Origin of the sequence: Moraxella sp. FZLJ2109 (assembly GCF_024296965.1) — a bacterium.
Classification (GTDB): domain Bacteria; phylum Pseudomonadota; class Gammaproteobacteria; order Pseudomonadales; family Moraxellaceae; genus Moraxella.
In genome coordinates, this window is the sequence record NZ_CP101112.1 from 2,286,344 (window position 1) to 2,309,959 (window position 23,616).

Genomic DNA, 23,616 nt, shown 5'->3' on the forward strand with positions numbered 1-23,616 from the left:
CGACCCAAATAGCCGCTTTATAATTAATGCATCATTCACCACTAACACTTGCCATCAGATCCGCTTGATGCTCACGCAATAAGCTGTCTAATAGCTCAGTCAAATCCCCTTCCATGATCGCATCGAGCTTATATAATGTCAAGTTGATGCGATGATCCGTCATGCGACCCTGTGGGAAATTGTAAGTACGGATGCGTTCTGAGCGATCGCCCGAACCGACCAAATTGCGACGCATATCACTGGTGGCATCAATCTGCGCTTGGACTTTGGCTTGCTGAATACGTGCGACCAGCATTTTCATCGCCTTTTCTTTGTTGGCGTGCTGACTGCGCTCTTGTTGGCATTCGGCGACCACACCTGTTGGAATGTGGGTGATGCGCACGGCAGAATCGGTGGTATTGACATGCTGACCGCCTGCGCCGCTTGAGCGATAGGTATCGATACGCAAATCTGCTGGATTGATTTCAACCGTATCATCAATCTCAATCTCTGGCATCACCGCCACCGTACACGCTGAGGTATGCACTCGCCCTTGTGACTCAGTGGCTGGTACTCGCTGTACACGGTGTGCACCGCTTTCAAACTTCAGGCGACCATAGACATCGATGCCAGAGATACGGCTGATGATTTCTTTATAACCGCCATGCTCGCCTTCGTTGGCGGATAGGACTTCAACTTGCCAACCTTGCGACTGGGCGTATTTTTGGTACATACGGAACAAATCACCGCTAAAAATCGCCGCTTCATCACCGCCTGTACCCGCACGAATCTCAAGAAAGGCAGGGACTTTGTCATTAGGATCTTTAGGTAACATCAAGATGTTCAGATGTTCGCCCAAAGTCTCAATGCGCGCTTTGGCATCGTCAATCTCTTCAGCCGCCATCTCTTTCATATCAGGATCGGACAATAGCTCTTGGGCAGTGGCAAGGTCTTCTTCAGCTTGCAAAAACTTCTGCCAAGTCTCGGTAATCTCGCCAAGATCGCTATGCTCCATCGATAGCGCGCGAAATTTCTTATTATCGCCAATCACTTCAGGGTCGGATAACAGCGCGGTCACTTCCTCAAAACGATCAACCATCTGATCTAGGCGATGGCGTAGGGATTCTTTAATCATAAGTATAAATTTGTCTGATAAAAATAAGCCCTATTTTGCCACAAATCCGTATTTTTTGCATAAATATTTCACCGCTAATTTACCGAGCTGATTTATAATAACCGCAAATTTTACGCCCATGTACACCATGCCAATTCCAAATAAACCCACCAAAATCCTACTCATCGGCGCTGAATGCACAGGCAAATCCACGCTTGCCGCTGCTTTAGCGCAGCGTTATCAAGGCGTGATTGTCCCTGAGTATTTGCGACTATTTTTGGATACAAAGCCACAAGGTTATGTCTGTACTTTTGATGATATTGTACCGATTGCACAGGCGCAAATCAAACTTGAAAATAATGCTATGCAAGCTAATGATAAGCTGATTATTTGTGATACTTCAGTGATTTTATTGGCGATATATAGTCAGTGGTATTTTGGACAAGTGGCGGATGAGCTATGGGATATGATCAATACGCTCAGCTACGATGCGATCTTTGTGACTGATGATATTGGTATCACATGGGTGGCGGATGGACAGCGCGATTTGCCGCATGGCAGACATCTGATGCGTGATGAGATTATTAAGACTTTAGAAAAATTGGGCTTAAGCTTTGTGCCTATCACAGGATCGGTAGATAGCAGAATGGCACAAGTAGCCAATTATCTTGGGCTTTAAAAAAAAATTAGCTCCCAACAAAAAAATCGGGCTTAGATACAAACCCGATTTTTCTTAATTCTTAAACAGCTATCACAAACAGCCATCACACTTTTTTAACAATCACCGAACCGATCGAATAACCTGCGCCAAACGATGAAATCACACACAGATCACCCGATGCCACACCATCTTGGCGATCGTGGAATGCAATGATTGGGCTTGCTGAGCTGGTATTGCCATAATCAGCGATGACCACAGGGGCGATGTCTTTGTCCGCATCTTTACCCATCACGGTGCGCAGAATCAGATCAATCATATTGATGTTGGCTTGGTGCAGCCACATACGCTTGATTTGTGCAGGTTCGATGCCATTTTCGCTCAGATGTGTACTGATGGTCTCAGCGACTTTTGGGCAAACTTCGCGAAAGACTTTGCGCCCTTCTTGCAAAAATAGGCTTTTGGTTACAGGCTCATTGATGTCGCTGTACATCGGCACACCTGATGCCAAGGACTCTGAGCGATCCATAAAGCCGTATTCGCTCGTGATATTGGTCGAAAATTGGGTAATCAGCTTGGTGCTGATGATTTCATAGCCTTTTGGCGTATCCAGCTCTTCGATGATGGTCGCTGCAGCGATGTCACCAAAGATAAAGTGGCTATCACGATTACGCCAGTTGAGATGTCCTGATGTGATCTCGACATTCACCACCGCCACACGCTTGGCAAGTCCTGCCTTAATATTACCCACCGCCTGCGCGATACCAAAAGTCGCCGCAGAACACGCCACATTCATGTCATAAGCAAAGCCATGCGTCATGCCGACAGCGTGCTGAATCTCGATGGCGATCGCAGGCATGGCGCGCTGAAAATTCGAACACGCACAAATCACGCCGTCCAAGTCATCAGCATTCAAGCCAGCATTGGCAAGGGCTTTATTCAAAGCATCCGCACCCATCTCTGCCATGATAGACAGCTCTTCGCCAAGCTTACGCGCAGGGAAAATCGGCGCCATGATGTTTGGGTCTAGCACGCCTTTTTTCTCGACCACATAGCGCGAGCGAATACCTGATGCTTTTTCGATAAACTCAGCGCTAGAATGCTGCAAAGCGACCTTTTCGCCTGCTGCGATGGCATCGGCGTGCTCGGCATTATAATTATCCACATAAGTATTAAAAGTCGCCACTAGCTCTTCATTGCTGATTTTATTGGCGGGAATGTGTAGTCCTGTTGCGGTGATGCAAATGGTCATAAAGACTCCTTAAATTTGTTGCCCTGCGCGGTTGCACGGCTCATATTTCTTTTTGCCATTTTAGCACAAATAAATGTAACAAGTTGTAAAAAAATACAGTTGTTTACATAAATATTTAATGACTTGGTCAAAATGCTTGTACTTTCGTAAACTTATCCGCACTCTTTAACAGCAAATTTGCCAAAAATCTTCATCAAACACACTTATTTGGTAGTTAGATTCGCCCAAACTTTTTCAAGTCGCTTGGCAGATACAGGCGATAGCGTCTTCATCGGCTGAGCAAATAGATTAATACGGTACTCTTCGACCAGCCAACGATATTCGGCAAATTTCGCCTGATGCACCACCGTCGCCAGTCGCTCCATATGCACATCAAGCTGATAAACCGCATCAAGATCCGCATCCAAATTATGCACCAATCGATCAAGGCGGATATTCAGCGCTTGCAGGTAACGCGGATACTGCTTCCAGTATTGATATTCGCTGCGATAGATGAAATTGGTAAGCTGAAGATCATCAAGCTGATCTTCAATATCTTCGATGCTCTCGCCAAAAATCTCTTGATCCAGCATTAATAGCTTACCGCGCGCGGTCTGCCATGCGGTGTAGATGTCTTTGAGTGTTTTTAGCACCGACTGCCCCACAAGCAAAAACTGCCCCAAAATCAGCTCAGCGGTATGTACAAACTCAGTCCCATCCATCGGCAAATGCTCAATCAGCCACGCATTTTTATCAGTAATCAGCCCTGCGATTAGACTTCGTGCGTGCGTGGCTTCTTCGCTGATTGGCTGTTTATCAAAGTTATAAGCATGCTGATATAGACAGGCTTGTAATGTCGCATCTACGACGATGGTTTTTAGTTTTTCTAAATCTCCAAGCGGCGCAAAGGCAAGTTTAAAGGCTTTATCAATCTGCCCTGTCAGCTGCTTTTGTTTCGCGCCAAGCTTAGCTTTAATCAATGCCAAAACGCCTGAGCGATGGGTGCTGAGCGCCGTGCCAAGCTCGGTAAATACAGCGATTGATACCGCTGTACCCGTTTTGTCTGCTTGCAGTGCCGAAAATTCCTGCATGACAATGCCTGATGTGTGCTTGGATTTGATAAAATGAAAATATTCAGGAAAATCCGTGTGTAAACCCTGCTCCACCGCGACACTTTGGCTTGTGCTGGCGCGATGGCGTGCTTGTAGGCGCAAAAGATCACGGCTTTTGTCAATCACGCGGTTTTTGTCATCCAGCACACATACTAAAGGCCGCAGATAATCTTCAACCTTGTCAGGGGCGAAGTCATTGGGATTGGTGCGCACGCCTAAACTTAATAAAGCTTGGCTTAATTGATCAAGCAGACCTGCCTGTGCTTTTGGATTTAGCTTATCAAAAATTTTAGCACAAGTATCAGGTATCGGCACGATTTGACGGCGGATTTCTTTGGGTAAAGTTTTTAATAATTGCAGCACCAATTCATATCGCCACCCTGCAATGCCCCAAAGAAGTGCCACAGAATCAAGCTGCGCTAACGCCTTAATCGGCACGCGCACGGTCACACCATCATCATCACTGGCAGGATCAAAGACATAAGACAGTGGTAATTTCACCCCGCCTAAGTACCAACTTTCGGGGAATTGGCGGCTGTCATCGACCGATTCATTCAAGACGTCATCATCGCTAAAGTGCAAGAAATTTGGCGTCTTATTCTCAGCATCATGATAGAATTCTTCAAAGCTTTTGCTGCTGGCGATATGACTTGGGATACGAGCATCATAAAATTGATACAAGCTTTCTTCATCGACGAGCAAATCACGGCGGCGCATCTTATCTTCAATGCGTTCGATTTCTTTGATTTTATTGGCATTATCGCTTAAAAATGCCAAATTAGTACCAAACTGATTGGCAACCAATGCATCACGGATAAAAATCTCGCGCGCCTGAGCCAAATCGATTTGCTCATAATTCACAAGCTCTTTGGCAATGACAATCAAGCCAAATAAGCTGATTTGCGCATAAGCACGCACACGCCCTGCTTTTTTTGACCAATGCGGTTCAAAATAATGATATTTCAGCAGATTTGGCGCAGCAGAAATGATCCACTCAGGTTCGATTTTTGCCAAGCAGCGCATATAGACTTGCGAAGTCTCCACCACTTCAAAAGCCATCACCCACTGCACACCTTTTTTGTGCAGGGTGCTGGCAGGGAAAATGCGCGATTTTTGGCTGCGCGCCATCAGATATTCGCCGATGTTCTCGGTCTTGTGCGCCACAAAGGACAATAACGCGGTCAAAAGCGCGCGGTGAATATTGGCATAATGTGCCGCTTGGCGATCTTTTGGCGCGTTGGCAATTTTTAGTTTTTCTTTTAAATTTACCAGTGCTTGCTTGGGATTTTTGCCTTGAGCTTGGCGCGTTTGATTAGTTTTGGATATAGATAAGCGTACGCCTTTTTTAGTATCGATTTTGGTATCATTACCATCAGATACAGCGGTATCGGTAGGCGTATTGATAACAAAGCCCATCTCAGCGACCATCTCGGTCAGCTGGCGATGTGTTTTTTGCCATTCACGGATGCGTGGATGGCTCAAATAGTGCTTTTTGGCAAAATTACGGCGCCCATTACTGGATAAAATTTGATGATCATTGGTGGGATGTTTGTCAAATAAAGCTTGGAATAATTCAAGATAAAATAAAAAGTCCGAATCATCACGGTGGAATAAGGCGTGCTTTTGATCGGCTTGCATTTGCTTATTCATTGGGCGTTCGCGCACATCTTGCACTGCCAAGGCAGAGACGATGATCAGCATATCGTGCAGGCAGTCGAAAGTATCGCCAGCGATCAGCATACGCGCAAGTCGCGGATCAATCGGCATTTTTGCCATTTGCTGACCGATTTTGGTTAGGTTGCCTTCTTGCGCGCGTCCTTTTTTGGCGCGGGTTTTGGTGTAGGCAGTATCATCAAGCGCGCCCAGTTCGATGAGCAGTTTACGACCATCATTGACAAGGCGCAAATCAGGCGGTGTGATAAAATCAAAAGAATCAACATCACCAAGTCGCAACCGCTCCATCTGTAGTATGACGGACGCAAGGTTGGTTCTTAGAATCTCAGGTTCGGTAAACTCAGGACGACTGTTAAAATCTTCTTCAGAGTATAATCGAATACATACCCCTGCTGCCACACGACCACAGCGACCTTTACGCTGATTTGCCGCCGCTTGACTGATCGCTTCGATCGGCAGGCGCTGGATGCGCGAGCGGTAGTTGTATCGCGAAATACGCGCAAAGCCAAGATCAATCACATAGCGGATGTTCGGTACGGTCAGTGCGGTTTCAGCGACATTGGTGGCGATGATGATGCGTCGTCCTTTGCCATTTGGTGAGAAAATCCGCTGCTGCTCGGCATAGCTTTGGCGCGCAAACAATGGCAAAATCTCGGTATGTGCAGGCGCATAACTGTTTAAAATATCTTGTAAATCACGGATTTCAGCTTCGGTAGCGGCAAAGATCAGAATATCGGCTTGATCAGGATGACCTTTGGCACGCGCATCATCAAAGCATTCATTCACCGCCGCAGTCAGCGCACGCGGCAGATTATCTTCGATGTCATCAAATGCATCATCATCTTGGCTTTTGATAATCATATCGGTCAAAGGCCGGTAGCGCACTTCCACGGGGTAGCTGCGACCTTCGACGACGAACACAGGCGCAGGCATACCACCGACCGCGAAATACTCGGCAAATCGCTGGGTGTCAAGTGTCGCTGATGTGATGATGACCTTTAGATCGGGACGCTTGGGCAATAGCCGCTTCAGATAACCCATGATAAAATCAATGTTTAGGCTGCGTTCATGCGCTTCATCGATGATGATGGTGTCATAATTTGCCAAAAATTTATCCGAGCCAAGCTCTGCTAACAAAATACCATCAGTCATCAGCTTGACGATCGAATGCTTACCGCCTTCTTCTGTGAAGCGAATCTTAAAACTCACCGTACGCCCAAGCTCTTCGCCAAGCTCTTCAGCGATACGCGTCGCCACCGATCGTGCTGCCAATCGCCGTGGCTGCGTGTGTCCGATTTGTCCTGTGATGCCACACCCTGCCAGCATCGCAAGCTTAGGCAGCTGTGTGGTCTTACCCGAGCCTGTCTCTCCTGCGATGATCACCACTTGATGATCGCGAATCGCTTGGATTAAGGTCTCAGCTTCTGCGGTGACAGGCAGATCGTGATTAAGCTTAGCGAATAAATCAGCAGGGATACTTTGCTGCCGCGCTTGTACTTTGGCAGATGAGCGCGCAGTGATCTCATCATGACGCGCTTGTTTTTTGAGCTTGTCATCTCCATGAGCAGATTTGATTTCTTTACGAAGTTTTTCTAAATAATATCGATCTTTGGCAAGTACGGGTGCGGTATTTGAAACTTGGGCAGAATTTGGCTGAGTGGTCATGGGCTGTTTTTTAATAGATATTTATATAAACGCACTATTGTAATGAAATTTTTGTCATCGTGCAATTTTTGCTGTGCTTAAGCTGTGTGGCGACTTTTATGGCAGCTTTTTATGCAGCTTTTATGGCAACTTTGGCGACTGATCAAACTATCCTTGTCGTCTATTTTCAAGCTTTTAATACCAACCATCAATAAACTTATGTTATAATCACGGTAATTTTAACAATTAAAACGATTTTATTATGAACCAATCCATCAGTATTCTTGGGCTTATCACTGGGGCAAGTTTGGTCGTGCAGCTAGTGATGGCGGTTTTGCTCTTATTATCCATCCTAAGCTGGGTGCTGATTTTTCATCTCGGTGCTAAGCTTGGCGGCGCTTCGCGATTTGATGCGCGTTTTGAAGATTGGTTTTGGACAGATTCGATTAACAAGCAATTTGCCACAGTGACCAAAGAAACTGAGCGCACGGCACTCGAAGCAGTGTTTTATGATGGGTATAAAAGGGCTGCCGATCTGCCAAATGCTGAGCAAGCCGACATCGCTGAGCGTGAGCTAAAAGTGGCACTTGGGCGTGAGCAAAACCGCCTAGAGCAAGGCCTAGCACCGCTTGCCAGTATCGGTTCGGTATCGCCTTATATCGGTCTTTTTGGCACGGTGTGGGGCATTATGAATGCCTTTATTGGCTTGGGTCAAGCTCAGTCGGTAAGTCTTGCGACGGTCGCGCCAAGCATTGCTGAAGCTTTGATTGCGACCGCATTAGGTCTATTTGCTGCGATTCCTGCAAGCCTTGCGTACAATTATTTTACCGCCAAGGCAAATAGCATCTATGAGCGACGCGCTTTGTTCTGTGAATCTCTGATTTCTGCCTTACTTGCCAAGCGATAAGTGGTGAGAATATGAGCAAACGCCACAGTTCTTTTGCACGCAGCACCAAGCCGCTTAATGCCGAGATGAATGTCGTGCCTTATATCGATGTCATGCTGGTGCTGTTGGTGATTTTTATGGTGACGGCGCCGATGCTGGCTACAGGGGTTGATGTGTCTTTGCCAAAAGAAGAGACTAAGCCTGTGACCCAAAGCGATGCGCTGCCTGTGATTGTGACGATTAAAAATGATGGCGCGCTGTTTGTCAGTCATAAAGATGCCATCGATGAGCCGCTTGATGATGCTCAGCTTGATGCGCTGTTACGCAAGATGCATGGCGATAATCCAGAGCTACAAGTCATGGTCAATGCCGATGCGGACAATCCTTATCATCAAATCATGCACATCATGGCACTGATCCAAAATGCAGGCGTATCACAGGTGAGTCTGCTTAGCGAGTCGGCGAAATAAGGGGCGCGTATGGCACAGTCTTATACCCTGCCAATCTTGGCAAGTGTCGTCATCCATGCGATGATTGTTATTGCCATCGCTGCGCCACTGATTGCGCCATCTGATGCCGATACGGGCATTGCCACCACTTTGGTGAGCCAAGATGATTTGGCAGCAGCACAAAAAGCCTTGCAAGATCACCACAAACAAAGCCAGCAGTCTGCAAAATCCGCACAGACAACGCAAGTATCCAGTGCAGATAAAGCACTGATGGCTCGCTATCAGTCAGATAATCCTTATCAAACCAATCGCGTGGTCAATTCCACCACGCAAATCGCTTCATCAAGCACGCCATCTGATACAGGCACAGATATCAGTACTTTTGATACCTTTACCGATACGACAAGCGCGCCATCAGCCGATGATCAATTGGCATCATCTGTGAGTGTTGGTGATCATGCACAAACAACTGGTGCAGGCACAGCAAACGCTACACCGACCGTTGATAAGCTTGCTGTACAACAAGCCGCCTATCGCCGTATCGAATCAGCATGGAAATCGCAGCCCAAGCAGCCCAATCAATCCATGCAATTTGTCGTGCGTTTTGATGATGCAGGCAATGTCGCTGGCATTGATTTTGGTGCAGGCGATCCTGATCTTAAGCCATCGATTCGTGCCGCTGTCAGTGCTGCCGCCCCTTATCGCGAATTGGCTGGCGTGGTCAGTCGCATGACCTTTGAATTTAGAACCGAGACTTTGATTTTTGATGAACCAAAAGATGACAATGACGCACAAGCGCCGAATTGATCATTGGTTTTTGAGTATGATTATGAAAAAATTGACCCTACTGACCGCTGCACTGCTGAGTGTATCGATGAGCCAAATGGCAAGCGCTAATGATGATAAAGTCTGGACGGTGACGCAGCAAATCGCCCAAAGTACGCAGCGCGTCGCCGTTTTACCGTTCATCGGTAATAACGCTCTGTCATCTGCCATCACCGCTAAGCTTGACACAACCGAACTTGGCGCAACCCAAAATAATCTGCCGCAGCAGACCAATAATAGCAATGAGATCTTGTCCAATCTGAATGCATGGCGCAATCAGGGCTTTGGCTATGTGGTCATCGGTCAAGCGCATTCAATCGCAGGCGGAAAGACCGCCATCACTTATGAAGTCATCGATGCGATCAATGGCAAAAGCCTGGGCGGCGCACAGACACACATCACCGATAGTAACCCAAGCGCGATCAATCGCACATCAGCGCAGCTTAGTGACAAGATTTATCAAGCCATCACAGGTCAAGCATCGGATTTTGGCTCAAAGATCGCTTATGTCGAGAACACAGGCACGCCATCTGCACCGATCGCCACGCTAAAAATCATCGACAGCGACGGGCAAAACGCGCGCACTTTATACACGGTCAATGGCTCAATCCTAACGCCAACTTTCTCCCCTAATGGCAGTCAGCTTGCCTATAGCGTGCAGCGTCAAAATGGCTTGCCAGTGATCCAAATCCAATCGGTCAATGGTGGCGAGAGCCGTGTGGTGACACCGTTTTGGGGGCATAATCTTGCACCAAGCTTCAGCCCAGATGGCACAAGCATTCTATTCTCAGGCAGTCATGAGAATAACGATCCCAATATTTACCGCCTAAATTTAAGCCTAAATACTCTTGAGCGATTGACCAATTTAAACGGTGCGGAAAACTCGCCCAATTATCTGCCGAACAATCAAGGCTTTATCTTTACTGCTGATCAGGGCAGTCGCCGCCAAGGATTATACCGCCAAAATTTCGGTAGCCAAACCGCGACACCGCTGATCGCCAACGCCACCAATCCGCGCCTAAGTCATGATGGCTCAAAAATCGTCTATGTCGCAGGCTCACGCATCGTCATTGCCAATACTCAAGGCAAAACCGAGCAAAGCTTTGCTGCATCAGGCACTGAGATCTCAGCCAGCTTATCGCCATCTGGCAATCAGCTAGTATATGCGCTCAGTCAAGGCAAGCAAAGTCAGCTGATGATTAGAAATCTGCACAATAACAGCACGCGCACCATCGCCACCACAGGGCAAGTGCGCGATCCGATTTGGTCAAAATAAGTGACAAAGCTCAATAAAGTAAATCTGGGTAACAGCGTGCGTCAATCAACATTTACTAAAATATCTGCATCTGCCATCATGGTGATGATACTTACAGGCTGTCAGCATATCCAAGTGACGCGCAGTCCTTTGCCCATCACACTACACCCTGTCACAGCGCCGATGCAGGCAACGCATCATAGCGAGCATATGACATTGCCCCAAAAAAATAAACCCAAACCAAGCCAAGCAGAACAGCTAAGACACGCGTATCTGCTTGAAGATTGGTTTTAGGTTTATTAGAATTTTTAAATTATTTTTGCGCTGTCCTTGCCAAGTGTTCACCAAACCAAATCGCGGTATCAATATCCCCTTGGCACGGTGTCACTTCAGGTGGTGCATCAAGCGACTGTGTCATAAGACCTAAAAAACTGCTTAAACGGTTCAAATCGGTCTCATTACTACCTGTCGGCAATAATGGCAAGCCAATCCAACTCATGCCGTGCTGCATGGCAAATAAGCAAAACTGCTGTAATACCGCCAATTTGTCACCGCTTAGCCCGCCTGAGTTAGCAAAGCCTGCCGCCCATTTGCCCTGCCAAGCGCGGCTAAGCCATCGCTTAGATGTGCTGTCCATGAATGCCTTAAATTCTGCTGTCGTGCTGCCCATATATACCGCACTGCCGAACACCAAGACATCCGCGCCATCCATCATTGCCCAGTCATCATCACTAAGCTTGCTGATATCGATCGGATAAGCACTGCCAACACGCGCAACCCCTTGTGCAATGGCGTGTGCCACACGGCGAGTGTGTCCATAATTAGAATGATAAATGATGGCGATTTTTGGCGCATTTTCGGTTAAGATGGTCATTTTTTTCTACATTTATCCTTATTAATGATTAAACTTTTGCTACGATCATCGCCATGCGACCGGTGGCAGGCTTGGCAGCATGAGTTTGGGCGCGATATGAGTATAAATTGGCGTCTTGATAGCTGCAAGCGACGCTGTCATTTATCACGCTGATGCCAAGATGTTCAAGCTCAAGGCGCGCCAGTTTTACAATATCAATTTTTACTTTATCTTGACAATCTGATGCGATGATGATGGTATCAAACAGCGCATCAAAGTTTAAACCAACAAGCTTTTGATCGCTAATTTGCGTGCAGATCCGTACCGCAAGCGCATGATCAATCTCATAAGCAGCTTGAGAAATACACGCGCCGATGATGGCTTTGGAATTTGTCATCGGATTTAGTTTGACAAAGCTTTTAGCAATAATGCCATTGACCAAACCCTGCCAACCTGCGTGAATACAGGCAATGCCATCATTGGCATCACCAAAAATCACCACTGGCACACAATCAGCCGTCATGATCGCAAGCGCCTGCCCCGCTTGATGGCTGATCAGCGCATCGGCAGAATGTGCGCTAAGTGTGCTTGCTACATCATCCACATCAATGACGGTATCGCCATGCACTTGATTGAGCCAATAGATATGATCAATCCTAGATTGTGTAGATTGATTTAACTGATCTAAGAGTGCAGCACGGCGCAATAATACAGCAGATGGCTTATCTTTAACATGAAGTCCCAAGTTAAATTCACCATACAGATCAGCTTGGTCAAATTTATCAAATTCACCTGCGTGCGTCTGCGCGATAAAGATGCCATCATCTTGATAAAGCTGGGTCATCAGCACACTGATTGGCGGTGTAGTTGTCATCTTATTCATTGTAATTATAAATTTATACTAACTAATAAAAAAAATCATTCTGCTTCAAAGGCATCTATCAGTGCTTGCATATCATCAGGCAGTGGCGCAAAAAATTTCATCAACTCACCTGTGACAGGATGCGTAAAGCCCAGCGTATGCGCGTGCAGGGCTTGGCGTGGGAAACTGGCAAGCTGTGCGCGCATATCCGCACTTAAACCTGCGCGCGGTGATGTGCCATAGACCTTATCACCGACCAGCGGATGCCCCACGGACGATAGATGGACGCGGATTTGGTGGGTGCGTCCTGTTTCTAGCTGTACATCGCATAGGCTGTATCGCTCATGTAGCGCGGTTGCCTTGATGATGTGCGTAACGGCAGGTTTGCCTGTGTCTTTGATCGCCATCTTGGTGCGCTGTGTGCTGTGCCGACCGATCGGCGCATCGATGCGCGCATGGCGCATGATCTCATGGGGTGCTCCCAGTACAATACATTGATAATGACGATAGACAGTTTTATCTTTAAGCTGATCTATCAAATCCAACTGCGCTGATTTACTACGCGCCACGACCAATAGCCCTGTAGTATCCTTATCAATCCGATGTACCAATCCTGCGCGCGGCAGATGTGCCGACTCTGGATAATGATACAGCAGCGCATTGACAAGCGTGCCTGTGCGATTGCCTGCACCAGGATGTACGACCAAACCTGCAGGCTTATTAATCACCAAGACATCATCATCTTCATAGATGACATCCAGCGCGATATTTTCGGGCAAATCTTCAGAATGATTTTCAAGTACCGCTGATAAAACAAGCTGATCCCCTACCTTGACCGCGTGCTTAGGCTTGACACTTTGTCCATTGACCAAAAGATCGCCTGACTCGATGAATTTTTGTAAATTGGCACGCGAAAACTCAGTAAATACGGTGCTTGCAAGCTTATCAAGGCGCATCCCTGATTCATTGGCTGCGACGGTATGTGTCAGCACTTGAGCGGCTTTATCATGCTCAAGCTCAAGATGATCACCATCATCACTATCAATCAGCGATTCATCAGTGGCATCAGGCATCGCGGTTTCGTATTGTTCTACACTCATGTCAGATCTTGGATTGTTCATTAAATAAAACCTAATACTTTAACATACTTTTAACTATCGCGCCACTGTAACGCAATTATTAGCGCGCCTTCTTTTATTACGCAAGTTTTACATTTGGTTATAATTTGCTGTCTGTGAGCGTTTTGATAAGTTTTGGGCATCGGTTTCATTGTTTTGGCTGATAAATCATGCTAAACTAGCGAAAATTTATTGCGTAATGGCAATGCCAATTGTATGAGGAAACCATGAAAGCAAACGCCTTAAAAATTGCGATGACTGCTGTACTGGCAGGCAGTGTATTGACTGGCTGTGCCAGCATGAGCGGTCTGTTCGGCACCAAGAAAAAAGACGATGTCATCACCACAGCTGACAAGACCGAACAGCAATATTATGACTACGCCCAAGAATCCATCGCCAAATCACACAATAATGAAGCGGTGATCGCGCTGAATAATATCCGCACTTTCTACCCCACGGGTCGCTTGGCAGAACAGGCATTGCTTGATTTAATCTATGTGCAGTATCAACAAGGCAACTATGAAGCCGTGACCCAAAGCACCGCCGAATACATTCGCCTGTACCCAACCAGTCGTAACATTGACTACGCATTGTATGTGCAAGGCGTGACCAATATGAACGGTGCGCCAAAAGGCCCGCGCCTATATCGTGTCAATCAAGCCGAGCGCAACACTGCCTATCTGCGCCTAGCTTTCCAAGATTTTCAATCTTTGGTAAACAATTACCCGAACAGTACCTATGCAGCCGATGCCGCACAGCGTATGGTGGCGATTTATAATGCCTTGGCAGAAAATGAACTGGTCGCCGCGCGTTGGTACATCAAGCGTGATGCAATGGTCGCTGCTGCCAACCGCGCCAAGTGGGTGTTCCAATACTTCCCGCAGTCAGAATCTGTGCCTGAAGCGGTGGCGATCCTTGCCTATACCAATGAGCAGCTGGGCTTGACAGAGACCGCCAATGAGTACAAAACTCTGCTACAGATTAACTATCCACAATATCTGAGCAATGATGGCACGGTTCGCCTAAGCGGTACAGGCGCAAAAACCACTGCCCAAAAAGTACTATCAGCCATCAGCTTTGGTAAATTGGGTCGTGCAAGCGATGCCCCTGCCTTTGAAGGTCAGTATGCAGGTCAAACGCGCACCCAGAGTATCCGCCAAGCACAAGCCCTGCGCCTACCTGAGACCAATGAATCGAAAATCGAATCATCAAATAATTCATTGATCCCAGAAAATCAGCGCCGCTTGCCAAACCTAAGCCTAGGCTTGCCATCAGACACAGATACAGGCAATGTGAATAACATTCCGCACTAATCCTACTGATGTGATGCAGATAAAACGGCAACTGTTTGCCGTTTTATTTTTGTCCGGATGATAATTTGTGCTACAATGCATTGATCTTATTCACCAAAAAACCAAGATAAAAAGATGCGCATTTCTGAATCCATCATCGAACAGCTGAACAGCCAAGCCGATCTGGTCGGCATGATTCGAAAGCACACGACGCTTAAGCCTGCTGGTCGTGAGTTCAAGGGCTGCTGTCCGTTTCATGGAGAGAAGACGCCGTCATTTTATGTCAATCCAGAAACCAATCTGTACTACTGTTTTGGCTGTCATGCCAAGGGTAATCCGATCACTTTTTTAAAGGAATATGAACGCTTAAGCTTTATGGAAGCGGTCAAGTATCTGTCTGAACAGACAGGCATCGAGTTGCCCAAAGACGACAATCACGCCAAAAAAACGCGCTATGCCAAGAAAAAAACCGATTCATCGCCCCATCCATATGCACCAAATGGGGAAAATCCTGTGCCGATTGCACCACCTGCACCGCCACAGCCCATCGCTGGCAATATGCCGATTCAGGATAATGCTTGGCAAAATCCGCCACAGCCTGCACCTGCATATTTACCCCAAAACGCCCAAGAACCACAAGGCGATTTGTACCAATTACTTGAAAATATTTGCCAGTATTATCAATTTATGCTGAATAATACCCCAAAGGCAAAACAGTATTTTCTGGATCGCGGCATTAGCGAAGAGAGCATCACAACTTTTCGCTTGGGCTATGCGCCTGAAGGCTGGCAGCATTTAGAATCGGTATTTTCTGAAGACATCGAAGGCTTAAAGATCTTAGGTCTGGTGCGTCAATCACAAAAAGGTCGCGATTTTGATTTATTGCGCAATCGCGTGATTTTTCCGATTAAAGATAAGCAAGGTCGCGTGGTTGGGTTCGCTGGGCGTAGTCTTGGTGATGAGACGCCTAAATACATCAACTCAAGCGAATCGCCAATTTTCCAAAAGCAGCACATTCTATATGGTATGTATGAAGCGCGCCAACAAAAAGCGAGCGAATATCTGATGGTCGAAGGCTATATGGATGTGATCGCGCTGTATCAAGCAGGGATTTTTGGTGCGGTCGCACCAATGGGTACGGCAGCGAACGAGACGCAAATCGCCACTTTGCTGCGCTATCATGACAGTCTAACTTTGTGCTTTGATGGTGATGGCGCAGGTCAAAAGGCAGCATGGCGCACGATGGAAGTGGCTGCACCTGTACTCACCGATGGCAAGACGCTGAAATTCTTATTATTGCCTGATCAGCACGACCCCGACAGCTTTTTGCGTCAGCATGGCGCGGCTGCCATGCAAGATGAACTGAAAAAATCATTAAGCTTATCTGAGTATATTTTTCAAGCATTGAGCGCGCGATTTGACCTTGATAAACCTGAACAAAAAGCCGCTGCAATGGCGCAATTGCGTAGTTTTTGTGAATTATTCCCCAAAGGCTCAAGCCTAAGATGGTGGCTTAATAGCGATATTTACCAAAAAATCAAAGCTGTCGGACGCAGCACCACATCACGGTTTAACAAGGTTGATCGCGCCAATTACACCATCAATAGCCAAGACCCTACCTTGCAGCTAAGCCTATGCTTATTATCGCAGCCACAGATCTTGGCGGATGACCCACTAGATCGACTGATCCATGCTGCACAGCTGCATAAGGTGCACGAGCAGTTTGCCGGTCATCTTGCGCGGCAGGATTTGACATCGCCACCGTTACCGACTTGGGCATCGCTAAACGCCCCCTTACTCAGTCAGATTATTGAGATTGCTAAATCAATGATTCAGAGCAAATTACAATTCGACACCGAGCAGGCAGCACATTTTATCATCGCTGCCCTACCGATGGAATTACAAGATTTACTTAAAAAACACTGGGTGGAATTTGCCAAAGCGACCAAACGCCACAATATGCAGAATCTATCGCCTTTATTCAATGAGATCTTGGGCAATGTCATCATCAAGCATCTAGAGCAGCAGATGGGTAGCTGCCAAAATCTGGTGCTGTCCGAGATTCACAAACGCCGATTGCAGCAGCTGAAACACTGGAATGCACAAACCAATCGCTCGGCACTGGCGGAGATTTTTGATAAGTCATTGTGATGGCGTTGCCATATCTGCCATTTAAGATGATTATTAAGTGCAAATCACCACAGAGCCTTGCTTTTGTGCTACTTGTCCCAATGATTCACAATGATTGATTTGTCGTGCTTGATGTGCATAAAATCCCGCCACAAAGCTTACAGCGCATAAAATCAGCACAAGCAGCTTTGTACCCATGCCTTGTAAGATTACAGGTTTGTTGGGCTGTGCTGAAGGTTCGTTTGGTGCAGGCTTATTTTGTGAAGTTGTCATAAACAATTTTACTCTTAAATGATTTATCAAAGCTAATAAAAAAAGCCAGTATCAAATTGAACCGCACCCCAAAAGTTAGACAGCCTTTGGGGTGTTTTTATGACCAAATACACAATGGACTTTAAACTGTCCGTCATTCAACATTATTTAACAGGACATAGTTACAATCAGACAGCCAAATTTTTTGGCATAGAAAGCTCTATCATCCAAAACTGGGTGAGACTCTACCAAACTCATGGGATTGATGGCATTCGCCCAAGAACAAGCAAAGCCAGTTATTCACCAGCATTTAAACACACAGCAGTATTACAATTACTCTCTGGCAAATCTATGCCAACAGTTGCCACTGAATTAAACATCAGTAGCCCAAGTGTGCTCTTTCAATGGTTAAAAGCTTATCAAACTCATGGTATCATGGGACTTACTCCCAAACCTAAAGGCAGAAGACCTATGAGCAAATCAACCAATAAATCAGATAAAGTAGCCAAAGCAACGAAAACAAGCAAAGTAGCTAAAACAGCCAAGGTGGACAGGACAGATAAAACACTAACCAATGAACACGCCGAGTTACTCAGACGCATTCAATATCTAGAAGCTGAGAATGCTTATCTAAAAAAGCTCGATGCCTTAATTCGTCAAAAACACAACGCATCATCACCCAAGAAAAAGTGATGATTGTGCAAGAATTAAGGCAAACCTATCTGATTGATGATTTGCTTAACGTGTCACACTTACCAAGAAGTACTTTTTACTATCATCTAAAACAATTAAGCAGACCTGAGCAAGACACTGTTATCAAAGATAAAATCCAAAACATCTACCACGCTCACAAAGGCAGATATGGCTATCGGCGTATTACCCTAGCACTAAAGCAGTTAGGCTTTGTTATCAATCATAAAAAAGTGCAACGGCTAATGCACGAGCTTGGGCTTAAAGCAGTAATTCGTCGTAAGCGAAGCAAACACAGCACTTACCGTGGACGAGTAGGCAAAATCGCTACCAATGTCTTAAACCGTGATTTTAAAGCAGACAAGCCCAATCATAAATGGGCAACAGATGTCACTGAGTTTAAAATACAAAGCAAAACTTATGATGGCGGTATCAAAGAGCAAAAGCTGTATTTATCACCCATCATTGATTTGTATAATGGTGAGATCATTAGCTACAGTATCAAAGACAGACCGACTTATGAGTTAGTGCAAGACATGCTACACAAAGCCATAACAACGCTAACTGGTGATGACAAACCCATCTTGCATTCTGACCAAGGCTGGCATTATCAAATGAGCAATTACCAACAAACCTTAAAAGACAATGACATTATCCAAAGTATGTCAAGAAAAGGTAACTGCTTGGATAATGCAGTGATAGAGAGTTTCTTTGGGACATTAAAAGAAGAGATATTTTATGAGAAAACTAAATTCACTTCACCAGATGAGCTTAGAAAAGTGATTGATGAGTACATTCACTACTACAACCATGATAGAATAAAGAGCAAATTAAAAGGACTGAGTCCTGTACAATACAGAACTCAGTCCTTGATGAAACCTTAACCGTTAATCTTAGTGTCTAAGAATTGGGGGTCGGTTCAAATCTGGCTTTTTTAGCATTTGGTCAAATGAGACGGATTATACATTCTCATCATCGACAGTCACTATGGTAACTTCGATATCATCAATATCATCCGCTTCTTCATGCTCAACGCACGCCATACCAACCAAGGTCTCTTCATCGGCGATACGGATCAGTTTCACACCTTGTGCATTACGCCCTGCTGTGGCGATTTGGGCAACTGGAGTACGCACCAATGTGCCTTTGTCCGAGATCAAAATCACATCTTCATCACCAGTCACGGCAATCGCCTTGACCAACTGACCATTACGCTCGGAAGTCTTGATGGCGATGACGCCCTTACCGCCACGGCCTTTGGTTGGGTAATCGTCAATCGGGGTGCGTTTGCCAAAGCCATTTTCACACGCACATAAGATCTCACCAGCGGTCGGTGCAACAACAAGCGATACCACACGGCTAACAGCAAAGCCATCGGTATCATCACTGTCGTCTTCGACAATCTCTTCATCATCACCCAGTGCCAATAGATTGACACGCATACCACGCACACCCTTGGCGACACGGCTCATCGCACGGATGCTGTCTTCTTTAAAGCGAATTGCCTTACCTTCATTGCTAAATAGCATGATTTCTTGGTTGCCATCGGTGATTGCGACTCCAATCAGTGTATCACCTTCTGCCAAATCAATCGCACGAAGGCCATTGGCACGCAGATTGGCAAACTGTGACAACGCCACACGCTTCACCGTACCTGATGCTGTGGCAAAGAACACAAAGCTGTTTTCATCTTTTAAATCAGTAACTGGTAAAATCGCCGTCACTGTTTCTTCAGGCTCAAGATTGATCAAATTTACCAATGGACGACCTTTTGAACCGCGGCTGGCGATCGGAATCTCAAAGCCACGCAAGCCAAACACGCGACCAGTATTGGTAAAGCACATGATATGCGCGTGCGTACTGGTAACAAGCATATGCTCAATCACATCATCTTCTTTCATTGCGGTGGCTGAACGGCCTTTACCGCCACGCTTTTGGGCTTGATAATCACTGATTGGCTGCGTCTTGGCATAGCCTGTGTGTGAGACGGTAAGGACAACAGTTTGTTCTGGAATCAGATCTTCACGGTTGAAGTCATGTCGCGCATCGACGATATCTGTGCGACGCTCGTCACCAAATTCATCACGAATCTCAATCAGCTCACTACGCACGACACCCATCAGTACATCAAAGTCATTCAAAATCAGCTCAAGACGAGCAATCTCGGCCAAGATTTCTTGATATTCACCCGTCAGCTTATCCTGCTCTAGACCTGTCAAGCGATGTAGCTGCATATCCAAGATGGCATTGACCTGCTCAGGCGATAGACGATAGCGTGTGTTATTGTCAATCAAGCCATAAGGCGCATTCAGATCCTCACCCTCGATATACTCAGGGCGAATCGAGCTGGCACCAGCTGCCTCAAGCATCGCCACCACGCCACCTGACTGCCAAGTACGCTCAAGTAATCTTTCGCGCGCTTCAGCTCTATTTGATGACTGCTTGATGGTCTCAATGACTTCATCAATATTGGCAAGCGCAATGGTCAGACCTTCGAGCAAATGCCCACGAGCCAAGGCTTTGTTCAATTCAAAAATGGTGCGACGTGTCACGACTTCTTGGCGATGACGGATGAATGCCGCCACCAAATCACGCAAAGTCATCAGCTTAGGCTGACCATTATCCAGTGCCACCATATTGATGCTAAAGCTTGACTCTAGCGGTGTCTGGGTGAATAGATTGTTGACCATGACTTCCGAATTTTCGCCACGACGTAAATCAATCACGACTCGCACACCTTCTTTGTCCGATTCGTCACGAATCTCGCTAATGCCTTCGATTTTTTTGGCATTGACCAAGTCAGCGATGTGCTTAATCAGATTTGCCTTATTGACCTGATAAGGAATCTCAGTAAAGACAATGCGTTCACGGTCTTTGTTTGCACCGCTATCGCTCATCGGCTCAATGTGATAGCGACCACGGATGTGCAGACGACCCTTGCCCGTGCGATACGCATCAATGATGCCGCTACGACCATAGATGATACCACCCGTCGGGAAATCTGGGCCTGAAATATGGGTAATCAGCTCATCTGTCGAGATATTTGGATTGTCAGCATAAGCAAGGCAGGCGTTTAGCACTTCGGTGAGATTGTGCGGTGCCATATTGGTCGCCATACCCACGGCGATACCTGCTGCACCGTTGACCAGTAGATTTGGGATACGAGCAGGCAGAACGCTTGGCATCTTCATAGAGCCGTCGTAGTTATCTTCCCAATCGACGGTATCTTTGTCCAGATCAGCAAGCATACGATGCGTCAGCTTCTGCATCTTCATCTCGGTATAACGCATCGCCGCTGGTGGATCTCCATCCATCGAACCGAAGTTACCCTGACCATTGACCAGCATATAGCGTAGGCTGAAATCCTGTGCCATACGCACGATGGCATCATAGACAGCGATGTCGCCGTGTGGGTGGTATTTACCGATGACATCACCGACCACACGGGCAGATTTTAGGTATTTTTTGTTATAATCGTTGCCCAGCTCATGCATGGCGTACAAGATACGGCGATGCACAGGCTTGAGTCCGTCACGCACATCTGGCAATGCACGAGAGACAATGACGCTCATGGCGTAGTCTAAATATGACCGCTTTAACTCATCGACAATACCAATCGGACTGACTGAATCACTCATAAAAATCCTTTGAAAATCACTGGGAAAGTACCCGAAAATTTAACGAGTTATTATAGCATAAATTGGCAAAAAATTGTGAATTTTGTTGCAATTATCGATATTGGTTTTGATAGAAATTTTACCCAATGAATACCAAGGCATTCTAGCCATCAAAGACTAAACCGACCAATAAAAAAGCACAGACTGTAATCTGTGCTTTTTTGGGTATGAAAATGGTCAATTACCAAGCCTGTGCCAATGCTGACAACGCGCCTTTTAGCATCGCTGAGACAGTGCTGTTACAGGTGCCGATGCCTGAGTAGATTTGACCATCGACAGACAGCTGAATGTAAGCGGCGGCAGCATTGTGCGTTTGGTTGTCCTTGCCGTCATCGCTGTCGCTTTGTGCTGTTTGGCTGATGGCGTGTTCGGCATAGTTGGTGACATGGATTTGCTTGCCAGTTGCTTTGACAAGTCCATCGATGAACGCTGACAATGCACCGTTGCCTTGACCGATGACTTCAAACACTTCGGTCGGTGCTGCCACTTGACCTTGGAATGTCACTTCACCGCCTTTGTTGTTGATGGTGTAGTCGCTCAATCGGAAAGTATCTTGAGATAGATAAGTTTGGGTGAAGATTTCCAAAAGCTCTTCAGTTTTTAGCTCACGCGCCAAGCTTTCGGCTTGGGATTGCACCACGCGCGCAAAGTCAATCTGCGTCCAGCGTGGCAAATTAAAGCCATAATGACGCTGTAGAATATACGCTGCACCACCCTTGCCTGACTGGCTATTAATACGCACGACATCTTGGTAGCCACGACCGATGTGCAATGGATCGATTGGCAAATACGCCACATCCCAGTGATTATCTGTCTCTTTGTGCGATTCGTTATAATCCAGTGATTTTTTGATGGCATCTTGGTGTGAGCCACTAAATGCAGTGAACACAAGCTCGCCGACATACGGATGGCGTGGATGTACTGGCAAATTATTGCACTCAGTGACGATTTGCACCATTTCGCTGACTTGGCTAAAATCAAGCTCAGGATCGACGCCTTGGGTATATAGGTTCATCGCCATCACTAGGATGTCCATATTACCCGTACGCTCACCATTGCCAAGTAGTGTGCCTTCGATACGATCAGCACCTGCCATCAAGCCAAGCTCGGACGCTGCCACTGCACAACCACGGTCATTGTGCGTGTGTAGGCTGATGATGACGTGCTCTCGTTGCTTAAGATGACGGCAGAAATATTCCACTTGGTCGGCATAGATGTTTGGTGTGCTGGCTTCGACAGTGGCAGGTAGATTTAGGATGACCGCTTGTCCGTTTTGCGGTTGCCACACTTCACAAACAGCATCACACACTTTGACCGCATAGTCGGTCTCGGTTTGGCTGAAGCTCTCTGGGCTGTATTGGAACACCCATTCGGTATCTGGATAATTTTTTGCCTTGTCGCGAAGCATCGTCGCCCCTGCGATGGCGATTTGTTTGATTTCTTCTTTGTCCATCTTATAGACTTTGTCTCGTTGGACTTTTGAAGTTGAGTTATACACATGGACGATGGCACGGCGAGCACCTTGTAGCGCTTCAAAAGTACGCTCAATCAAATGCTCACGCGCCTGTACCAATACTTGCAAAGTCACATCTTCAGGCACATGACCTTCTTCGATCAATCGACGGGTAAAATCGAATTCGACTTGTGCCGCAGAAGGAAAACCAATCTCAATTTCTTTAAAACCGATATCAATAAGCAATTTAAAGAATTTTAATTTTTGCTCAATATTCATCGGATCGATCAAGGCTTGGTTGCCATCACGCAAATCAACACTCGCCCAAATCGGTGCCTTAGTAATGGTCTTATCTGGCCAAGTACGGTCAGTTAGCTTGGGTGCAAATTCAAAAGGGCGATATTTGGTAAAATCAAATGCAGGATTTTTTGGGGTAATATGTGGCATGATGGCTCCAAATTA

General features: G+C 46.4%; 18 protein-coding genes. 9 read left to right on the forward strand and 9 right to left on the reverse strand.

Going from position 1 to position 23,616, the window contains the following annotated elements:
- Positions 1 to 31: 31 nt before the first annotated feature.
- Positions 32 to 1,111, reverse strand: a complete 1,080-nt coding sequence (prfA, locus tag NKU06_RS10875) for a peptide chain release factor 1 (protein WP_254732077.1) — start codon at positions 1,109 to 1,111, stop codon at positions 32 to 34.
- A gap of 130 nt (positions 1,112 to 1,241) precedes the next feature.
- Here prfA and NKU06_RS10880 point away from each other — a divergent pair, with 130 nt between their 5' ends.
- Entirely contained in the window at positions 1,242 to 1,772 is a 531-nt protein-coding gene (locus NKU06_RS10880) for an AAA family ATPase (RefSeq protein WP_254730989.1), read from the forward strand.
- An 85-nt stretch (positions 1,773 to 1,857) separates the two neighbouring features.
- Here NKU06_RS10880 and NKU06_RS10885 read toward each other — a convergent pair whose 3' ends face one another.
- Both NKU06_RS10885 and hrpA read right to left on the reverse strand, forming a co-directional pair.
- A complete protein-coding gene (locus tag NKU06_RS10885) occupies positions 1,858 to 3,003 on the reverse strand; it encodes a beta-ketoacyl-ACP synthase III (protein WP_253223661.1) in 1,146 nt (381 codons plus the stop codon).
- Positions 3,004 to 3,206: 203 nt separating this feature from the next.
- The gene (gene hrpA, locus NKU06_RS10890) at positions 3,207 to 7,433 is read right to left on the reverse strand and encodes an ATP-dependent RNA helicase HrpA (protein WP_254730991.1); all 4,227 of its coding nucleotides are present in this window, start codon (positions 7,431 to 7,433) and stop codon (positions 3,207 to 3,209) included.
- Positions 7,434 to 7,674: 241 nt separating this feature from the next.
- On the opposite strand from hrpA, the gene NKU06_RS10895 reads away from it, so the two are divergent.
- Genes NKU06_RS10895 through NKU06_RS10915 form a run of 5 tightly spaced genes read left to right on the forward strand, consistent with a single transcriptional unit; the run spans position 7,675 to position 11,121 of the window.
- On the forward strand, positions 7,675 to 8,319 hold the full coding sequence (locus NKU06_RS10895) for a MotA/TolQ/ExbB proton channel family protein (protein WP_254730993.1): 645 nt from the start codon (positions 7,675 to 7,677) through the stop codon (positions 8,317 to 8,319).
- 11 nt (positions 8,320 to 8,330) lie between these two features.
- Positions 8,331 to 8,768, forward strand: coding sequence for a protein TolR (gene tolR / locus NKU06_RS10900; RefSeq protein WP_254730995.1), 438 nt, complete (start codon positions 8,331 to 8,333; stop codon positions 8,766 to 8,768).
- A gap of 9 nt (positions 8,769 to 8,777) precedes the next feature.
- Positions 8,778 to 9,554 carry a hypothetical protein gene (locus NKU06_RS10905; protein ID WP_254730998.1) on the forward strand — a complete coding sequence of 259 codons (777 nt, stop codon included), beginning with the start codon at positions 8,778 to 8,780 and terminating at the stop codon, positions 9,552 to 9,554.
- A 22-nt stretch (positions 9,555 to 9,576) separates the two neighbouring features.
- Entirely contained in the window at positions 9,577 to 10,848 is a 1,272-nt protein-coding gene (locus tag NKU06_RS10910) for a translocation protein TolB (protein ID WP_254731000.1), read from the forward strand.
- 36 nt (positions 10,849 to 10,884) lie between these two features.
- A complete protein-coding gene (locus NKU06_RS10915) occupies positions 10,885 to 11,121 on the forward strand; it encodes a hypothetical protein (protein WP_254731002.1) in 237 nt (78 codons plus the stop codon).
- 19 nt (positions 11,122 to 11,140) lie between these two features.
- On the opposite strand, the gene NKU06_RS10920 is transcribed toward NKU06_RS10915, so the two are convergent.
- From NKU06_RS10920 to NKU06_RS10930, 3 genes are read right to left on the reverse strand one after another with little or no spacing between them, the layout of a single operon-like run.
- The gene (locus NKU06_RS10920; protein ID WP_254731005.1) at positions 11,141 to 11,701 is read right to left on the reverse strand and encodes a flavodoxin family protein; all 561 of its coding nucleotides are present in this window, start codon (positions 11,699 to 11,701) and stop codon (positions 11,141 to 11,143) included.
- Between the two features lie 28 nt (positions 11,702 to 11,729).
- Positions 11,730 to 12,554, reverse strand: coding sequence for a polyphenol oxidase family protein (locus tag NKU06_RS10925; RefSeq protein ID WP_254731008.1), 825 nt, complete (start codon positions 12,552 to 12,554; stop codon positions 11,730 to 11,732).
- Between the two features lie 44 nt (positions 12,555 to 12,598).
- Entirely contained in the window at positions 12,599 to 13,663 is a 1,065-nt protein-coding gene (locus NKU06_RS10930) for an RluA family pseudouridine synthase (RefSeq protein ID WP_254731011.1), read from the reverse strand.
- Between the two features lie 224 nt (positions 13,664 to 13,887).
- On the opposite strand from NKU06_RS10930, the gene NKU06_RS10935 reads away from it, so the two are divergent.
- Both NKU06_RS10935 and dnaG read left to right on the forward strand, forming a co-directional pair.
- On the forward strand, positions 13,888 to 14,973 hold the full coding sequence (locus NKU06_RS10935) for an outer membrane protein assembly factor BamD (RefSeq protein ID WP_254731014.1): 1,086 nt from the start codon (positions 13,888 to 13,890) through the stop codon (positions 14,971 to 14,973).
- 114 nt (positions 14,974 to 15,087) lie between these two features.
- On the forward strand, positions 15,088 to 17,103 hold the full coding sequence (gene dnaG, locus NKU06_RS10940; protein ID WP_254731018.1) for a DNA primase: 2,016 nt from the start codon (positions 15,088 to 15,090) through the stop codon (positions 17,101 to 17,103).
- Between the two features lie 33 nt (positions 17,104 to 17,136).
- On the opposite strand, the gene NKU06_RS10945 is transcribed toward dnaG, so the two are convergent.
- Positions 17,137 to 17,355: a hypothetical protein gene (locus tag NKU06_RS10945; RefSeq protein ID WP_254731021.1), complete on the reverse strand. Its 219-nt coding sequence runs from the start codon at positions 17,353 to 17,355 to the stop codon at positions 17,137 to 17,139.
- A 99-nt stretch (positions 17,356 to 17,454) separates the two neighbouring features.
- Between NKU06_RS10945 and NKU06_RS10950 the strand changes: the two genes are divergently transcribed.
- A protein-coding gene (locus NKU06_RS10950) for an IS3 family transposase (protein WP_254728775.1) occupies positions 17,455 to 18,908 on the forward strand; the annotation gives its coding sequence in 2 pieces (ribosomal slippage) (positions 17,455 to 17,965 and positions 17,965 to 18,908; 1,455 coding nt in all).
- 75 nt (positions 18,909 to 18,983) lie between these two features.
- Here the strand turns inward: NKU06_RS10950 and gyrA are convergent.
- Complete coding sequence (gene gyrA / locus NKU06_RS10955) at positions 18,984 to 21,662, reverse strand: DNA gyrase subunit A (RefSeq protein ID WP_254731024.1); 2,679 nt, start codon at positions 21,660 to 21,662, stop codon at positions 18,984 to 18,986.
- 220 nt (positions 21,663 to 21,882) lie between these two features.
- On the reverse strand, positions 21,883 to 23,601 hold the full coding sequence (gene leuA / locus NKU06_RS10960) for a 2-isopropylmalate synthase (RefSeq protein ID WP_254731027.1): 1,719 nt from the start codon (positions 23,599 to 23,601) through the stop codon (positions 21,883 to 21,885).
- Between the last annotated feature and the right edge of the window lie 15 nt (positions 23,602 to 23,616).